The sequence below is a fragment of the Flavobacterium frigoris PS1 genome, assembly GCF_000252125.1.
Classification (GTDB): Bacteria; Bacteroidota; Bacteroidia; order Flavobacteriales; family Flavobacteriaceae; genus Flavobacterium; species Flavobacterium frigoris_A.
On sequence record NZ_AHKF01000020.1, the window covers coordinates 117,858 to 134,886 of the forward strand.

Annotated in this window: 13 protein-coding genes; 7 read left to right on the forward strand and 6 right to left on the reverse strand. The window is 35.6% G+C overall.

Features of this window, described 5'->3' with window-relative positions; all coding sequences use genetic code 11:
- Window positions 1–377: 377 nt before the first annotated feature.
- The 4 genes from HJ01_RS13070 to HJ01_RS13085 form a co-directional block, all read right to left on the reverse strand.
- Window positions 378–2,153 carry an AMP-dependent synthetase/ligase gene (locus HJ01_RS13070; RefSeq protein WP_007138930.1) on the reverse strand — a complete coding sequence of 592 codons (1,776 nt, stop codon included), beginning with the start codon at window positions 2,151–2,153 and terminating at the stop codon, window positions 378–380.
- Window positions 2,154–2,280: 127 nt separating this feature from the next.
- On the reverse strand, window positions 2,281–2,763 hold the full coding sequence (locus HJ01_RS13075) for a hypothetical protein (protein ID WP_007138931.1): 483 nt from the start codon (window positions 2,761–2,763) through the stop codon (window positions 2,281–2,283).
- A 169-nt stretch (window positions 2,764–2,932) separates the two neighbouring features.
- The gene (locus HJ01_RS13080; RefSeq protein ID WP_007138932.1) at window positions 2,933–3,559 is read right to left on the reverse strand and encodes an HD domain-containing protein; all 627 of its coding nucleotides are present in this window, start codon (window positions 3,557–3,559) and stop codon (window positions 2,933–2,935) included.
- 77 nt (window positions 3,560–3,636) lie between these two features.
- Window positions 3,637–4,524 (reverse strand): YitT family protein, encoded by an 888-nt coding sequence (locus HJ01_RS13085; protein WP_007138933.1) that lies wholly within the window; start codon window positions 4,522–4,524, stop codon window positions 3,637–3,639.
- A gap of 187 nt (window positions 4,525–4,711) precedes the next feature.
- Here HJ01_RS13085 and HJ01_RS13090 point away from each other — a divergent pair, with 187 nt between their 5' ends.
- Together HJ01_RS13090 and HJ01_RS13095 are read left to right on the forward strand one after the other, a co-directional pair.
- Window positions 4,712–5,110 carry a secreted protein gene (locus tag HJ01_RS13090; RefSeq protein WP_007138934.1) on the forward strand — a complete coding sequence of 133 codons (399 nt, stop codon included), beginning with the start codon at window positions 4,712–4,714 and terminating at the stop codon, window positions 5,108–5,110.
- Window positions 5,110–6,939, forward strand: a complete 1,830-nt coding sequence (locus HJ01_RS13095; RefSeq protein WP_007138935.1) for an adenylate/guanylate cyclase domain-containing protein — start codon at window positions 5,110–5,112, stop codon at window positions 6,937–6,939. The genes HJ01_RS13090 and HJ01_RS13095 overlap by 1 nt, the downstream gene beginning before the upstream one ends.
- Before the next feature lie 285 nt (window positions 6,940–7,224).
- Here HJ01_RS13095 and HJ01_RS13100 read toward each other — a convergent pair whose 3' ends face one another.
- Entirely contained in the window at window positions 7,225–8,415 is a 1,191-nt protein-coding gene (locus HJ01_RS13100) for an aminoacetone oxidase family FAD-binding enzyme (protein WP_007138936.1), read from the reverse strand.
- A gap of 389 nt (window positions 8,416–8,804) precedes the next feature.
- Between HJ01_RS13100 and HJ01_RS13105 the strand changes: the two genes are divergently transcribed.
- The 5 genes from HJ01_RS13105 (at window position 8,805) to HJ01_RS13125 (ending at window position 15,997) form a co-directional block, all read left to right on the forward strand.
- On the forward strand, window positions 8,805–11,279 hold the full coding sequence (locus tag HJ01_RS13105; protein ID WP_007138937.1) for a zinc-dependent metalloprotease: 2,475 nt from the start codon (window positions 8,805–8,807) through the stop codon (window positions 11,277–11,279).
- A 188-nt stretch (window positions 11,280–11,467) separates the two neighbouring features.
- The gene (locus tag HJ01_RS13110) at window positions 11,468–11,962 is read left to right on the forward strand and encodes a DUF4920 domain-containing protein (RefSeq protein WP_007138938.1); all 495 of its coding nucleotides are present in this window, start codon (window positions 11,468–11,470) and stop codon (window positions 11,960–11,962) included.
- Window positions 11,963–12,981: 1,019 nt separating this feature from the next.
- A complete protein-coding gene (locus tag HJ01_RS13115) occupies window positions 12,982–14,226 on the forward strand; it encodes a glycine betaine/L-proline ABC transporter ATP-binding protein (RefSeq protein WP_007138941.1) in 1,245 nt (414 codons plus the stop codon).
- A 1-nt stretch (window position 14,227) separates the two neighbouring features.
- A complete protein-coding gene (locus tag HJ01_RS13120; RefSeq protein WP_007138942.1) occupies window positions 14,228–15,091 on the forward strand; it encodes an ABC transporter permease in 864 nt (287 codons plus the stop codon).
- A gap of 33 nt (window positions 15,092–15,124) precedes the next feature.
- On the forward strand, window positions 15,125–15,997 hold the full coding sequence (locus HJ01_RS13125) for a glycine betaine ABC transporter substrate-binding protein (protein WP_007138943.1): 873 nt from the start codon (window positions 15,125–15,127) through the stop codon (window positions 15,995–15,997).
- A gap of 250 nt (window positions 15,998–16,247) precedes the next feature.
- Here the strand turns inward: HJ01_RS13125 and HJ01_RS13130 are convergent, their stop codons facing one another.
- The gene (locus tag HJ01_RS13130) at window positions 16,248–16,856 is read right to left on the reverse strand and encodes an SOUL family heme-binding protein (protein WP_007138944.1); all 609 of its coding nucleotides are present in this window, start codon (window positions 16,854–16,856) and stop codon (window positions 16,248–16,250) included.
- Between the last annotated feature and the right edge of the window lie 173 nt (window positions 16,857–17,029).

Below are 17,029 nucleotides of genomic sequence, written 5' to 3' on the forward strand. Positions count from 1 at the left end.
TGTACGTTGTATCTTTTATATCGCTATCGTGCTATAAAAGGATGCCACTTCCATCCCTCATGCAGCTACATTATGGAAAGAAGAGTAGGATTTGTCGATTAAATTAAAAAATGATAAAAGTGTTTTAGTCTGAAATAATATTGAGGAAGGAATCGGTATTATAATATAGTTGCAAATTTATTTATGGGATGATCGCTTCGTAATTATGGAAAGTTTGAAGATAAATTTTGCGGTCGCTTTCGTGGGTATGTATTGCAAAAGTTATTCATAGCATCTCAAAATAATTCGAAAGCCCCAAAAAAACAATTAACCAACTTTCAAAAAAAGACATAAAAAAACCACGAATCGCAATTCGTGGTTTTTCATTTGGTTTTTACTTAGTTGTAAATTTTATAGAATAAGTCAATGTATTTCTGCATCACTATTTTTCGTTTCAGTTTCAAAGTAGGAGTCAATTGTCCACCTTCGATTGACCAGACATCTGGTGTGAGTTCAAATCGTTTTATTTTTTCCCAGTTTCCAAATTTTGCGTTTAAGCCGTCAATTTCTTCTTGGATTCGTGCGATTACTTTTTCATTAGTAATGATTTCCTCATTACTCACTCCCGCATCGATGCCGTGAATTGCAGCCCATTCTTTTACAAAATCAAAATTGGGTTGGATAAAAGCGGCTGGCATTTTTTGTCCATCACCAATAACCATAATTTGATCAATGAAACGCGATTGTTTCATCGTGTTTTCAATAAGTTGTGGTGCAATGTATTTTCCTCCTGAGGTTTTAAACATTTCTTTTTTACGGTCGGTAATTTTCAAGAAGCCTTCCTTGTCAAATTCACCTATATCACCAGTATGGAAATAGCCATCAATAATTACTTCACTGGTTAGTTTTTCGTCTTTATAGTAGCCCATCATCACGTTAGGACCTTTGCAAAGGATTTCGCCGTCTTCGGCAATGATTACCTCTACGCTGTCAATTACTTTACCTACAGTTCCTACTTTGAAACCCTTATTTCTCATGTCATTTACGGAGATCACAGGAGAAGTTTCTGTTAATCCGTAACCTTCCATTACCGGAATTTCGGCAGCAGCAAAAATACGTGCTAATCGTGGTTGTAGTGCAGCACTTCCTGAAACCATTAAATCTAAATTACCACCTAAGCCTTCTTTCCATTTACTGAAAATTAACTTTCGTGCAATTTTAAGTTGCATTTCATACCAAGTACCATTAGCACCATAAGGCTCAAATCGCAATCCTAAATCAATAGCCCAAAAGAATAGCGCTTTTTTAATTCCAGTTAATTCAGCACCTTTTGCGTAAATCTTGTCGTATACTTTTTCAAGAAGTCTAGGAACGGCAGTGATAACCGTTGGTTGTACTTCTTTTAGATTGTCACTAATTTTGTCAATCGCTTCTCCAAAATAGATGGATACACCGTAATATTGGTATAAATACAAAATCATTCTTTCAAAAATATGGCAAACAGGTAGAAAACTTAAAGCTCTACTGCTTCCGGCCTCAAATGGAATTCTTGGAGCACTGTTTAGCACATCAGAAACGATGTTTTTATGTGAAAGCATGACTCCTTTCGGTTTCCCTGTTGTTCCTGAAGTATAAATGATAGTTGCTAATTCGTCTGTTTTAACGTTATTTTTACGAGCTTCAACCTCGTCTTGGTTGCTTGTGTCAAGACCAAGAATAAGTAACTCATTCCAGCTTTTACAACCTTCAATGGTGTTGAAAGAATATACTTCTTTTAGTCTGGGAACCTTATGTTTGATTAGGTTTACTTTATTAAGCACCTCTTCATCAGATACAAAACAATAAATTGCTTCAGAATGATTTAGAATGTATTCGTAGTCATCCTCAGCAATAGTAGGGTAGATAGGAATAGTTTGCGCTCCAGTTTGTAAAATACCAATATCCATGATGTTCCATTCCGTTCGGTTATTGGATGATATAAGAGCTATCTTATCGTTTTTTTGAAGGCCCATTCTCAAAAGTGCCCTCGAGACGGCATTCGCTTTTGCGATATATTCTTGTGTCGAAGTCTTTACCCAAACCCCATCTTGCTTTGTTACTAAAGCGTCAGGAATTGAAGTGAATTTATCTTGCTGATAATAAGGAAAATCAAAGAGTCTGGTTATAGAAGTCATTAATCAAAATGTTGAATTGACTCGCAAATTAAATAAAAAATAGTGAAATTTTTTGTTTTTCAAAAAATAATTGTAAAAAATAACGACATTATTAAAAATTAACGAAATCGATTTCTTTTAGAACTGTTTAAGTGGTTGATAATACGATATTATATGTGATTTTGGACCAATTAGCTAGTTCTGTTAACGAATCTGTATAGTCTTTACTTCTTTCTCCTGAAATGAACATTTTCTTCTTTTGGAAGTGGATAGAGAAGTGTGCATAAGTCCATTGCGCATCATTTTCGCTTTTGTTTTTATACCAAAGTGAGTAAACACCATAGTTAAAGCCCTTCTGGTATTTGGGAGTGCCGTTTTCAAAACATTCCATTCCCCAATCTATATTTGTTTTTGACAAATCATGCAGTTGAAAAACCCCTGTTCCATCAGGATTGAGTTGGACTATTGGCTCTGCTTCTCCTGAAAATAAATAGGTTCCCGTTATGGGATAATCAATAGTTGTAGTGATGTAATGTACGCCGTCTTTGGTTGTGATTTTTTCTGCTTTTTGAGCATAACTGCCAACATTAGAAAGAACTAAGGCTGCAATGAGAAAATTAAGGTGTTTCATACTAGATTTGATTTTAAAGACCGAATCAAATCTAGGTAAAGCTATTTTTTTGAGCAAATATTATCGCATAAAATAACTGTGAAAAGGAAGTTTTGGTCGTTTAATATCGTACTCTGTTTTTATCTAATTTTCTACCTATTGCTTTTGATATGAGATTCAGTCGACATGACTAATTGGTTCGTTTCCTAGTATTTGCTTGCCGTTTTTCTTGTGTTTTTAAGTTTTTAATCAGACGATTAAGATTCTTTTTTTTTAGCGGTGCTCTGTTCTGAATGCAATAGGTCGTATGATAAATGTGAGATTGCAGGAAATTAATTTGCATTTCGTTCCAGTCATCCAAGCTAAGATTCGGATGGAAATATCTCAATTCTAAATACAGGATGTTCCCAAGGTGTTCAAATTTATCTGTTCCCAGATATTCAAGATCAGCATCTGCAAGAATACATTCTAATTTGGTCTTGGGTTTTTGCGGAATAATAGTGGCTCTAATGATTCCGGCAATAGTTTCAATTTCTTTTTTGCTATATCCGTATTCAGGTAATATATTTTCAGCCATTCGAACACCTTCTTCCTCGTGTCCCTCATAAAATCCATTAATAAATCCGGCGTCATGGAGTAGTGCTGCCGTTTTAAGAAGTAGGAGTTCCTCTTCAGTGATATGCTCATAAAATGCAATTTGTTCTGCTAATTCTAGCACATGTTGAGTATGTTTCCAGCGATGGTACATTAGAAAGGGTGACAATTGCTTTTTAAGATCATCCAAAACGTTACAGTACAATGCATTCCAGTTTTTCATGTTTTGATAGTATTAGAAGAGGGTAAAAAGCGAAACGCCAAGAGTTACTTTATCTATTTGCCAGATTATTAAAATGATTAATGTTTCTGCCTGTTTCTTAAAATTCCTCCACTTGCTTCTTTGATGTACTGAATAAACATAAAGGCGGTGGGATCTAATTTTCTTATTTCATCTTTGATGCGCAGTAATTCAAGTCGGGTTACTACAGTGATGATGATATCACAGTCTGCTTTTTGGTCGAAGTTGTCAGGTAAATAGCCGCGCTCACCTTTTATAATGGTAATCCCTTTTCCAAATTTTTTCACAATCAAAGCTTTAATTTCTTCACTTTTAGACGAAATGATATTTAAGGATGTGTATTGTTCTAAACCGTGGGCTATATAATCAAGCGATTTAATGGCTGAGAAGTAAGTAACTATTGAATATAAGGCAGTGGCAATACCAAAGGACCAGGCTGCCGCCAAAAACAACAAAGTGTTCATAGCAAAAATAACTTCAGATACGTTTAGTCCAATTTTCCGCGTCGTTAACATGGCCAGAATTTCTACACCATCAGCAGTTGATCCGCTGCGGATGCACAAACCCATTCCGATGCCAATCAAGCAACCACCAAAAAGCGCAATTAAAAGCCGATCTGTGGTCACAGCATCAATATCAATAAAAGTCATACCTGCAGCTATTAGTAAAAAAGTCATCAAACTTTGTATAGCAAATGTTTTACCCAGCAGCATTTTACCTAAATATAAAAACGGTAAATTAAAGCCTAATACCAGAATTCCAAATGGTAATTGTGTGATTTCATGTACAAGAATTGAAATGCCTATTATGCCACCATCAAGAAATTTATTAGGAATCATAAAGCCTTTTAACGCCAAGGTAATAAACGCTACACCCACTAAATTTAGGAGAATATTTTTTGGATGAAATATTTCTTTCCAGTCTATAGATTGATGGGCAATATTCATGAGGATTATTTTGGATTAAAATCCAATAAATGTACCACTTTATTTTAAAAATAAACAGTATATTTACCTAATAATTAGATAGTTGAGTTGTTTTTTTTTTTTTTTTTTTAGTTTTTTGGTGCCCCAGCCATTTTTTAAATTAATAGTTTTCTATAGTAGAATTTATTAACCTTTAAATAGAGTAATCATGGCAGATGTAATCGTAACGCTACATGTTGACACCAGTAAAATTTCAGAAAAAAACGTGGATTCTTGCAGCAATTTTGGGCAAGGACTAGGAATTAGCAACGAAAACTTTTCAATTTCGGCAAAGGTTGGGGATACTATCATCTGGAAAGGAGTATCCAGTAATGCACCAAAAAAAGACCTAGTCAATATTACTAAAGTACATCATCACAGTGGTAATAATGTTTTTAAAGATAAGGACTTAAAAGGGCATGGCCACCCTGAAAAAGTTTCTGCAGCTGTTAAAAAGGACACAAATGGGGACCATGAAACCTATACTTTGTTTTTTACCGTTTATAATGGTGAAGTAAAACGTGGAGGTCAGTACCATATAGATCCCAAACTAGCAATCAATCCATAATGGAACCGAGTCTTTTTAAATATTACTTCAAAGCCTCCCTTTTTTTTCTTTCTTTTCATTTATCTATGTTTGCCCAAGAGCAAAAAGTGGCTGATAGTCTTGTTGAAATTTACAGGCAAGGGAACCTTGGAAATATTGAAAAGCTTGAATTACTACGAAATTTATCTTTTAATGAAGTAAACGATCTCAACTTATCTCTAAGATATGCTGAAGAGCTAATTAGGCTATCAAAGTTAGAAAATAACTATTTATACCTACACAGAGGGTATTTTCAAAAAGGAACTAAACTGAGAATTACAGGAGATTTACAGCGGTCCTTAGATGCTTTTTTTAAAAGTGAACAAGCTGCTACCAAAGCAAAATATATTGCTGGACAAGGAATTGCATTTTCTTCTATTGCAGATGTATATTCGGTGATGGGAAACTCCAAAAATGCAGGGGAATACTATGATAAGGCAATCAGATTGCTGAGAAAAACGACTAATACTATTGGCTTAGCTTCAGCACTATTAAACGCAGGCGACGAATATTTAAAAGATAAGAAATATGATTTGGCCTTAGCTTACTTTGAAGAGTCTGGGGTTCTTTTCAAGCAGGCTGATTACTTAATTGGCTCGGCTTATAATTTAGGAAACATTGGGATGGTATATGCTGAGCAGGGGAAAAATGATTTAGCTGAAAGCTACATAACTGAAGCCATAAAAATTCTGGAAGACCTGAAAGATTATTATGCGATTTCAGATTATCTAACCTATATGTCAGATATTTATTTGAAGAAAAATGAATGGGCTATTGCAGTCAACTACGCTCAGCGGAGCTTATTGTTAGCGCAAAAATATGGTTTAAAGGAGCAAATCAGCAGCTCAAATCTTAAACTTTCAGAACTATATCAAAACTCAGGGAATGCCAGCGAATCATTAAAATACTATAAAGATCATATTGCATACAGGGATAGTGTCACCAATCTAAAATCAGTACAGCAAATGGCTGACTTGAGAACTAATTTTGAAGTTTCAAAGAAACAGTCCGAAGTCGATTTACTAAATCAAGGAAAAAAAAATAGGCAGATTTTAGCTACTTCGTCCCTTATTTCCCTACTTCTTGTTTTTTTACTTGCATTGGGAATGTATAGACGGTACAAATTCATCAAGAAAACCAATGTCATTATTGAAGAAGAAAAGAATCGATCTGACAGTTTGTTGCTTAATATTCTTCCGGTAGAGACCGCTTTTGAATTAAAGAAAAACGGAAAAGTGTTGGCTAAAAAATTTGAATCAGTTACGGTATTGTTTACTGATTTTGAGAGTTTTACTCATTATGCAGAAAAACTTTCGCCAGAGAAATTAGTCGAAATTGTAGATTATTATTTTTCCAAATTCGATGCAATTATAGAAAAATATAATCTGGAGAAAATCAAAACGGTAGGTGACTGTTATATGTGTGCGGGGGGATTGCCTTTTCCAACAAAAGACCATGCATATAGAATGGTGCTTGCTGCTTTTGAAATGGTTGAATTTGTTAGGGATTCAAAAAATAACAATCCACTAAATCACACTCGTTTTGAAATCCGCATCGGAATTAATTCAGGCCCAGTTGTTGCCGGTGTCGTGGGAACGAAGAAATTTGCTTATGATATTTGGGGCGATTCAGTCAATATCGCTTCCCGCATGGAGTCTAACTCAGAGTCCGGGAAAATTAATATATCTGAAAACACTTATGAGTTGATTAAAGACGCCTTTGATTGTGATTATAGAGGCGAAATTGAAGTTAAAAACAGAGGAATGATGAAGATGTACTTCATCAATGATTCGAAGCATAAAATGATCTAAATGCACTTAAAACGATTCTCTTGTTACTGCAATTCCTTTACAAACCGTGAATTCTGAAACTAAAATGAAAAATTATATAAAAGCCAGAAGTTGTATATGTCGTATTTTTGTAATGTATAAATTCTGTTTAGTAGTGCTGCTACTAATTTGACAGGTTGGCAAAATGGCATCAAGTACATAGAGGTTTTCCGACCTTCCGTCTATGACCAACGAAATGGTACACGAGCTTGATACCCATTGATTAGTTTTAAGGATGGTACCGCTAAGCAGTTTTTTTTATAAAAATTATGGAATGGAGTTCAGGTGACGTGCAAGGAAAACGCCCATGCTAAAGCAAGATTGAAGGAGATAACCGCCAGTAGGTGCATCCAAATCTAGCATTTCTCCAATACAATAGTGATTGTCCATCATTTTTAATTGAAAATTTTCATCCACGGAATTCAATTTAATACCGCCAGTTGTTGATATGGCTTCATCCAATAATGCAGCTCCAGTTATTTCTACAGGGAGTTTTTTGATGTTTTGTGCCAAAAGTTCCGAATTCAGGTAGGTTTCTTTCGAAAGATAGATTTTCAGAAGTCCAATTTGCGCAGGAGTCAATTTGAGCTCTTTTTGTAATTTTTCGCTCGTCTTTTTTATGTTTGATTTTCTGATCTTTTGAAGCAAATCATCATAACTTAATGTTGGTTTTAGATCCAAAAAGATAGTAGCCTTTTGCTTGCTGTTAAGCTCATCCCGAATTTGTGGGCTAACTGCATAAATGGCATTGCCCTCTAAACCAAAACGTGTAATCACAACTTCGCCTTTTTGAGTTTTACTTCCGCAGCTTAGGGCTATATTCTTCAACGGATTTCCTTCAAAGCTATTTATGAAATCGGTATTCCAGTCAACACAGTATGCACAATTTGAGGCTTTAAAAGGAACAACATCGACCCCTTTTTTATGGAAAAGGTCGAGCCAAGTCCCGTCAGACCCAGTTATTTTCCAACTTCCTCCGCCCATGGCAAAAATAGTATGATCAGATTTGATAGCTATATCAGAATTAAAAACAAGATCATCATTCGCATTCCAGCCTGTCCAATTATGTTGAAATTGGATAGCTACATTTCTTTTGTTGAGGACATCAAGAATTGCATTAAGCACTTCAATAGGCTTGATTCCGCTTTCAGGATATACACGTTTGCTGCTGCCTATGTATGTGGGGATTCCCATTAGATCAATCCATTTTTGAAAATCGGCGTTGTCAAAATCGAGTAAGGCTTCCTGGATAAAATGAGATGGAGTATAACGTTCTATCAGTTGCGCTATGGGTTCAGAATGGGTGAGGTTAAATCCGCCTTTTCCGGCCACAAGGAATTTTCTTCCAAGGGTTTTGTTTTTCTCGTAAATGCTAACATTGAACTTCTGCGGATCAAGAAATGCGGCGAGTAAAAATGCTGCAGGTCCTCCTCCAATAATTGAGACTGATTTCTTCACCCTGCAAAAATACTCTTTGTTTAAGGATTAAAGCCGTAATCCTTTTTTTATTAGTTGTTATGATAGCAAAACGGCATGTAATCTAGCGCGGTTTTGTTAGTCTGCCGTACTGTCAATTTAGATATAGGATTCCACTCCGTTCCTTCCGCTCCGATTTCCTTAGTACGTTTGAATTAACAGTTTTTAAATAGAGAATGGTACATCAACAGAAATTGTGTAACGCAGCTAGGAAGGTTTGTTAGATATAAAATGGAAAGAGCTGACTTTTTTTGTGAATAATAGTTTTCATTTGAATAATTGTTAATAATAAGTTAAACAAATCTTCTGCAATCAATATATTGCCGTTTAAAAAGATATTTTTGATTTTTAAAACTATAAATAACCAGTAAGTGAATAAAATTCTCATTTTAACCGCTGTCGCCGCGATTATGCTCGCGCCAACACCACAATTTGCGCAGTCTAAGCGCAAAAAAAATAAGAAAACGGAAGCGGCTGTAACGCCTCCTGCAGAAAAAAAGTCAGAAAGTACTATCAAAGAATACAGCAAGGTAATTACAAAAGACGCAATTTCTGATAAGGGATTGTTTACGGTTCACAAAGTGGATAAGAAATATTATTTTGAAATCCCGAATATCCTCTTAAACAAAGACATGCTTTTGGTAAGTAGATTTTCAAAACTACCTTCTAATTTAGGTGGTGGTTATGTAAATGCGGGTTCAGAAACTAATGAACAACTAATTGTATGGCAACGTTTTCAGGATAAAATACTCATTAAGCTAAAATCTTATAAATCAATAGCTAACGATAGTTTACCCATCAGTATTTCGGTGAAATCAAATAATTATGAGCCTACCTTGTTTGCCTTTGATATTGCCGCATTTAGCAAAGATTCAGCTAACACCGTAATTGATGTGACTAAATTTTATAGTACAGATGTGAAGTCTATTAGCGGATTGTCGTCAGCTATGAGAGAAACATATAAGGTGAAAGGGTTAGATGATTCGAGAAGCTTTATTAATGCGATGCGCAGTTTTCCAATGAATATCGAGGTTGTTCAGGATTTTACCTATAACGCTTCAAAACCACCAGTTTTAGAAGATTCTGAAACGATCAGCATCCAGATGAACCAATCGATGATTTTGCTTCCGGAGCAGTTGATGCAACCCAGATTAGCCGATTCAAGAGTAGGATGGTTTACCATAAGCCAATTTGATTACGGAAGTGATGAATTAAAATCAGACAGCAAAACGTATATCCGTCGTTGGAGGCTGGAGCCCAAAGATCCTGAAGCTTATGCCCGCGGAGAATTAGTAGAGCCTGTAAAACCAATCGTTTATTATTTAGATCCCGCGACTCCTGAAAAGCTGCGTAAATACATCAAAATGGGAATCGAAGAATGGCAAAAGCCTTTTGAAGGAGCTGGATTTAAAAATGCCATCATAGCCAAAGACGCACCAACAAAAGAAGAGGATCCTGATTTTAGTCCGGAAGACATTCGTTATTCTGTGATTCGTTATGTTGCGAGCACAACCCGAAATGCGGTAGGACCAAGTGTTACTGATCCTAGAACGGGAGAGATAATCGAGAGTGATGTGATTTGGTATCACAATCATTTGCGCTCTTACAGAAATAGGTATTTATTAGAAACTGGAGCTGCAAATCCATCCGCACGAACTTTACATACCAGTGACGAGGAAATGGGAGATATGATGCGTATGGTAATTGCACATGAGGTAGGTCATGCCCTTGGTTTTCCACACAATATGGGGGCTAGTTGTGCCTATGAAACTGAAAGCTATAGAAACGGTGCGTTTACGCAAAAAAACGGTATTGCAGCCAGTATAATGGATTATGCGCGATTCAATTACATTGCGCAACCTGGAGATAAGAATATTCGTTTTATACGCCAAATGGGAGCCTATGATCATTATGCTGTTAATTGGGGATATAGGGTAATTCCAAATTCAAAATCTCCTCAAGCAGAGAGTACCACATTGGATAAATGGATTTTGGCAAAAACGGGTGATCCAATGTATAAATTCGGGAAACAGAGCAGTAGTTTTGATCCAACTTCACAAACAGAAGATATAGGTGACAATTCGATGAAAGCCAGTACCTATGGTCTGAAAAATTTACAGTTTGTTGCGGCTCATTTGTCTGAGTGGACCAGTGATGTAACCAATAATTATGAAGATTTAGATGAGTTGTATAAGGAAATGTTGGATGTTTGGAGCAGGTATGTAGGACATGTTGTGACTAATGTGGGTGGAGTGCATGAAAACCTTCAAAAGCCTAACCAAAAAGGGAATGTGTATGAAATTGTTCCCAAAGCACAACAGCAACAAGCGATGCAATGGTTGCAGGACAATGCATTTAACTCACCAACTTGGTTAGTAAATGTATCTACATTAAAAAACATAGATTATGCGGGATACACGGAACTGTTCAGAAACCTGCAAGCGCGCCATTTAAATAATGTTTTAAGTTTTGGCCGTATTGGTAGATTGATGGATGCTGAAATAATGGGGACTACTAATTATAAAGCACTTGATTTGCTCCGTGATATGAGAAAAGGGATCTGGAAAGAAGCAGTTACTGGTACAAATGTGGTCATTTACCGCAGAAATTTACAACGCGCTTATATTGAAAGGATGAACTATTTAATGACCGAAGAAATAAAATCAGATAAATCAGAGGGATATTATAATGTATCGCAATCGGATCTAAGATCTTTGGTAAGAGGAGAACTTAATGTTTTAAAGGGAATGCTCGTGATTGCAAAAAGCAAAGCCCTAAATACCGAAACGAAATACCATTATGAAGACAGTATTAAACGAATTGAACTTATTCTAAATCCTAAGTAGTTTAAATTTAGAAGCAACAAAAAAAATCCGCTACTGGCGGATTTTTTTTGTTGAGGTAATAAAAACACTTTTGTACTGAAGCACTTTTATGCTTTAGAATTGAAAAGTGCTGAATTATTATTTTGATGTTTCAATTTTCTAACTATTTTTGTTAGTTAGCAAAATAAATTAGTAACAAAAAAAAGGTAATGATGAAGAAGTCAATTGTAATAGCGTGCTCGGTTCTGGTATTACTGAGTTGTAAAAAAGAGGATAAAGTTCAGGAAATAACAACGGAAGTGGCATATGCTACTTTTGGAGATAGTATTTCAGATAAAAACGCCTTGTCAAAAGAAGAGATATTAGCCAAATTTAATAAGTTATCTCAAGGAGATACGATTGATGTAAAATTTAAGTCTAAAATAAAAGAAGTTTGTCAGCAGAAAGGATGTTGGATGAGTTTGGATTTAACGAACGATAAAGAAGTGTTTGTTAAATTTAAGGATTATGCTTTTTTTGTTCCAAAAAATTCAGGGAATGCAGAAGTTGTAATTAGTGGAAAAGCCTATGTAAGTGTTGAAACTGTTGAGGATTTAAAACATTATGCAAAAGATGGAGGTAAGTCTCAGGCTGCTATTGACAGTATCGTTGCGCCAAAAACAAAGTATTCGCTTATGGCTGATGGTGTTTTGATAAGAAAATAAATGAAAAACAGTATTCTGTATGACATCTGTTTATTTGATATCGCTCGCTATTCGAGCTGTCGCTCAAATAAAGGTGTTTAAATCTGTATTAGATACTTTGTTATTTTTGCATTTTAAGAAAGATATGAGAGCGTAAATCAAAGCTTAGAATTAATTTCAAAAATCCGCTATTAGCGAATTTTTATTTTCATGAAATATAAAAAGAACCTCGCCAAGGAAGTACTTTTTAGATTATTAAAACGAATGTTTTATTCTACATCTACACATAGTTGAAAAGCGCTAATACTGCCAAATGGACTAATAGCGACAGATTTTAATTAGTGCAAATAAGCGACTTTCTTTCCGATTTTTAATTTGTGAATAATTGCAGTTATTTTCAATCTTCTTAAATATTTTCTCCATTTGAAGTAATTGTTTGTCCATATTCAAATAACACTGGCGCAGGGTATGAACTTTTATCCTGCGACTCAAAGTCTCATGTTTTTGCGCAGTTCACGCGATCGATTTGTTTTTTAGAGTCACTCTTTAGAGAAAGGAGTTCTTTTAATACTAATTAAAATCTAATTATAAAACATATATATTTGACTGTTAGTTATTTAAAATAATATTAAATTAAATATTTCCAAAAAATAAATCTTGGTTTTTGAAATAAAAATGGGCAGCGCAACGGTCACTAAAGTTCGATTTATGCGTTAACATTTGTTTAGGGGAGCTTTTAGTTGTACGTTTGCCCCCCATCAAGAATAAAATTCACAAACAAAATAACGAAAAAGTTGACGGCTTTGCATTTGATCTCAGAGATCAGATGATAGAGTCGAATATTCTTTTATGAACTTAAAGGAATATTAGGTAGTGCAGGACATGTTGAGAACTACATTAATGCAGCGCAAGGAAAAAACCAACCCTGGTTAGGACTGTTTTAGGGGAATACCTTATTTAACAGGACCATTGATGCTGATTGGGAAATGCGCTTCAATCTTAATATCGTTTATTACTTTTAATTAGAAAATAGAGATATTATGGAGGAGAAAAGAAAAATAAAAATTAAGGTTGAGGACCTAACACTGATTTTCGGTAAACGTAAACAGGAGGCTCTTGCTCTACTTGAAAAAGGGATTTCAAAAGAAGAAATCCTGAAGAAAACTAAATGTACTGTTGGGGTCAACAAAGTTAGCTTTGAAATTAAAGAAGGAGAGATTTTTGTTATTATGGGCTTGTCCGGTAGTGGGAAATCTACTTTAATCCGCTGTTTGAACCGACTTAACGAACCTACATCCGGTAAAGTTTTTTTCGATGATCATGATATTACCCGCGAGACAAATAAAGAACTGCTGGAGACCAGACGTACACAAATGAGTATGGTATTTCAAAAGTTTGGTCTGCTGCCACACAGAACTATTCTTGAGAATGCTGCTTTTGGACTAGAGATCAGGGGAGACGAAAAGCAGGAACGGGAAGAAAAAGCCTTGCAGGCACTTGAAACAGTGGGCTTAAAAGGGTATGAATATCAATATCCATCGGAAATGTCAGGAGGTATGCAACAAAGGGTAGGTTTAGCGCGTGCTCTGGCAAATGATCCGGAAGTTTTGCTAATGGACGAGGCATTTTCTGCACTTGATCCACTGATAAAATCGGATATGCAGGATGAATTACTGGCCATACAAAACAAGTTGCAAAAAACAATCGTATTTATTACTCATGATTTAGACGAAGCTATGAAAATAGGTGACCGTATCGCTATTATGAAAGATGGGGTTGTGGAACAAATTGGAACTGCGGAAGATATTCTAACTGGCCCAGCAACTGAATATGTTGAAGCCTTTGTTAATAAAGTAGATCGAAAAACTATTATTACAGCTGAATCGCTGATGTTTAAAAAGATTACGCTAGTCCAAATTGCCAAAGATGGACCTAAAGGATCGATTCGTAAAATGCGCGACATTGGAGTTGACATTCTTCCTGTAGAGGATGAAAAAAGAAGATTTCTTGGTTATGTCTGGTTGCGAGACCTGCTAGAATTAGAAAAAGAAAAAGAAATGTCTATCGAGAAGGCACTGAAGAAAAATGTCCCTAGTGTCTATAAATCCTATTCTGTAGAAGATATGCTGCCCCTGATTATAGGGACTAAATACCCTCTGGCTGTTATAGAGGAAGATACCGGGAAATTACTTGGTCTGATATCTCAAACTTCTCTGATTATTGAAGCTACGCGATTTGAAAAAGAAGAAATAAGTGAACTAAAAGAACGAGCAAACGAAATGTAATATGGAAAAGTTAATTGATCTTGGTAAATATATAGAAATAGGAATTAATAAGTTAGAAAAGAACTTTTCCGGATTGTGGGAAGCTATTGATGGTGTCATTTCCTGGACGGTTGACAGTATGAATGACGTATTGCTGGGCATCCCTTTTTATATCATTATTGCATTTGTAGCCTTGGGGGCTTATTATGCTAATGCTGGAAAAAGTGCCTTTAAAATAGAAGGATTAAAAAAAGGAGCAGGATTAGCAGTATTTGCCGTTTTTGGATTATTGTTGATTTTTGCGATGGGCTATTGGGAAGAATCCATACAAACAACCACCTTGGTTATTGTTTCCACCCTGATTGCGTTACTTTTTGGAGTTCCGTTAGGGATTGTGGCCGCCCGAAGCACAACAGCTGACGTTATTATCAGACCCATACTTGATTTGATGCAAACCATGCCAGCCTTTGTTTATCTGATTCCGGCTATTTTCTTTTTTAGTGTAGGAAATACGCCTGGAGTTGTAGCTACTGTGATTTTCTCGCTGCCGCCCGCTGTTCGTTTAACTAGTCTAGGAATTAGAAATGTTGCAGAAGATGTGATTGAGGCAGGACGCGCTTTTGGTGCAACCGAGAGACAAATTTTATTTAAAATACAATTGCCTTTGGCAAAACCAACTATTTTGGCGGGAATCAACCAAGTTATACTATTGGCTTTATCGATGGTGGTAATCGCTTCGATGGTAGGAGCTAAAGGACTGGGAAGTATTGTTTACCAGGGAATTCAGCAGAACGACATTGCAAAAGGTTTTGAATCTGGATTGGGCATTGTGATATTGGCGATAATTTTAGACAGAACGACACAAGCTATCGCAAAGAAAAAATAAGAGTAATAAGAATAATAATAAATAAATATAATTATGTTGAAATTGAGAAAGTTAGGAATCTTACTTGGAGTTGCACTATTAACTGTTTCAGTTAGTTCATGCAAGAACGGTGAGAAGAAAAAAGAAGAAGGCGAAAATAAGAAAGAAGTTAGCATCTTTTATCCCAATTGGTCTGAAGGAGTTGCGTTTACTTATTTAGCAAAAGCAGCACTTGAATCACACGATTATGAGGTGACATTAACCAATCTGGCACCAGGTTTGATATACGGAGAATTGTCGAAAGACGACTCAAAAGGGGATGTATTTCTTGATGCATGGCTTCCCAATACACACAAAGATTACTGGGCCGATTATGGTGATAAACTGGTAGTATTAGGTGAAGCATTTAGCGAGGGTACAACTGGTTTAGTTGTTCCTACTTATGTTACAATTAACTCTATTGAAGAGTTGAACGCCAATAAAGATAAATTCAAAGGTGAAATTATTGGTATTGGCGGTGGCGCTGGTATTCATGCTAACACGGTTAAAGCAATTGATTTATACGGTTTAGATTATGAACAGATTACATCAAGCGGACCTGCAATGGTGGCTAGTCTTGAGAAAGCAATCAGGGACAAAGAGTGGATTGTAGTAACCGGATGGAAACCACATTTCAAATGGTCTCAAAATGACCTGAAATATTTAAAAGATCCTAAAGGAGTTTATCCAAAAGATGCCTGTACAATTATTTCAAGAAGAGGATTTAAAGAAGACCAACCAGAAGCGGCTACTTTTTTCAAAAACTTTAACCTTGATGAAGGGCAATTGGCTGAATTAATGACAGCTATTAAAGACAAAGGAGAAGAAGCAGGAGCAACAGAATGGTATGAAGCTAATAAAGTATTAGTTGATTCCTGGATGAAATAAGCTGGAAGTTTAAAACTTTGAATGAATATACAAAAGGAGTCATATTATTGAAATGTGGCTCCTTTTGTGTTTTGATTTTAGAAAAGTATGTTGCTATTATTTAAAAACCCTGACGAGATGATTTCACCAAATATATAGATCATATTATGATTGTTTTTGGGACAGCCGCTATAGAAATGATTTTGGTTATAGGGTTCGTTTTCCATAGTTAGAAGATCAGCGTTGCAACCATGGGCCAGAGGGAGCATAATTATTTTATTATGTCAGGCGTGGCGCTTTCCAACTCGACAATAATTTCATTTTTACGATTAAAGAATTCAAAAGGAGGATTGTATCCTAAAAAGTAAAAGCGGTTTGTATAAGTTATTCCTTCAGCATCTAAAGCTGATTTTAATTGCTGTTTGTACTTTTCTATTTTTTCATCATTAGCCCAACCACCAAAGCTGATAGCAGCGACAGTTTTTGCAGGTTCTTCCCGAAATTCAATCTCTGATTGGTCAGGCTGTGGAAGGGTTTCCTTTTTAAATTTCTTTGGAACCATAAACATCATCGTCATGGAATCCTCCAAAGACATAGCTACAGGCGAAGTCATCGCTATTTTTTCATTCTGTTTATTTCCGCCAAAAATATATCCCGCTAAAATGGAAAATCCTTTACTTGAAGCATCTTTATATTTATTACCTGACAGTTGCACAGAAGTAAACAAAGTTGCTTCATAGCTGCGTATTTCAAAAGTATTATATTCTTTATTGACTACATACGGATAGGTTTCAATATTTCTTTGTCCATTTATGGCATAAAGCTGTACAATAATAAAGGCCAAAAGGACCACTGCAAGTATGATTAATAGTGTTTTCATTGCTTAAATTTAAGTATAGAACTATTTCGTTTTTAATGACCACCAACGTTTCTGATTTTCAAGAAGTTTACAGCTTCTGGAAACGACTGTATTCACGATACGAAAATACGAATAAAAATGGTGGTTCCAGTAAATTTGCAAATGCTCGGTTACTATGAATCAAACAAGTAAAA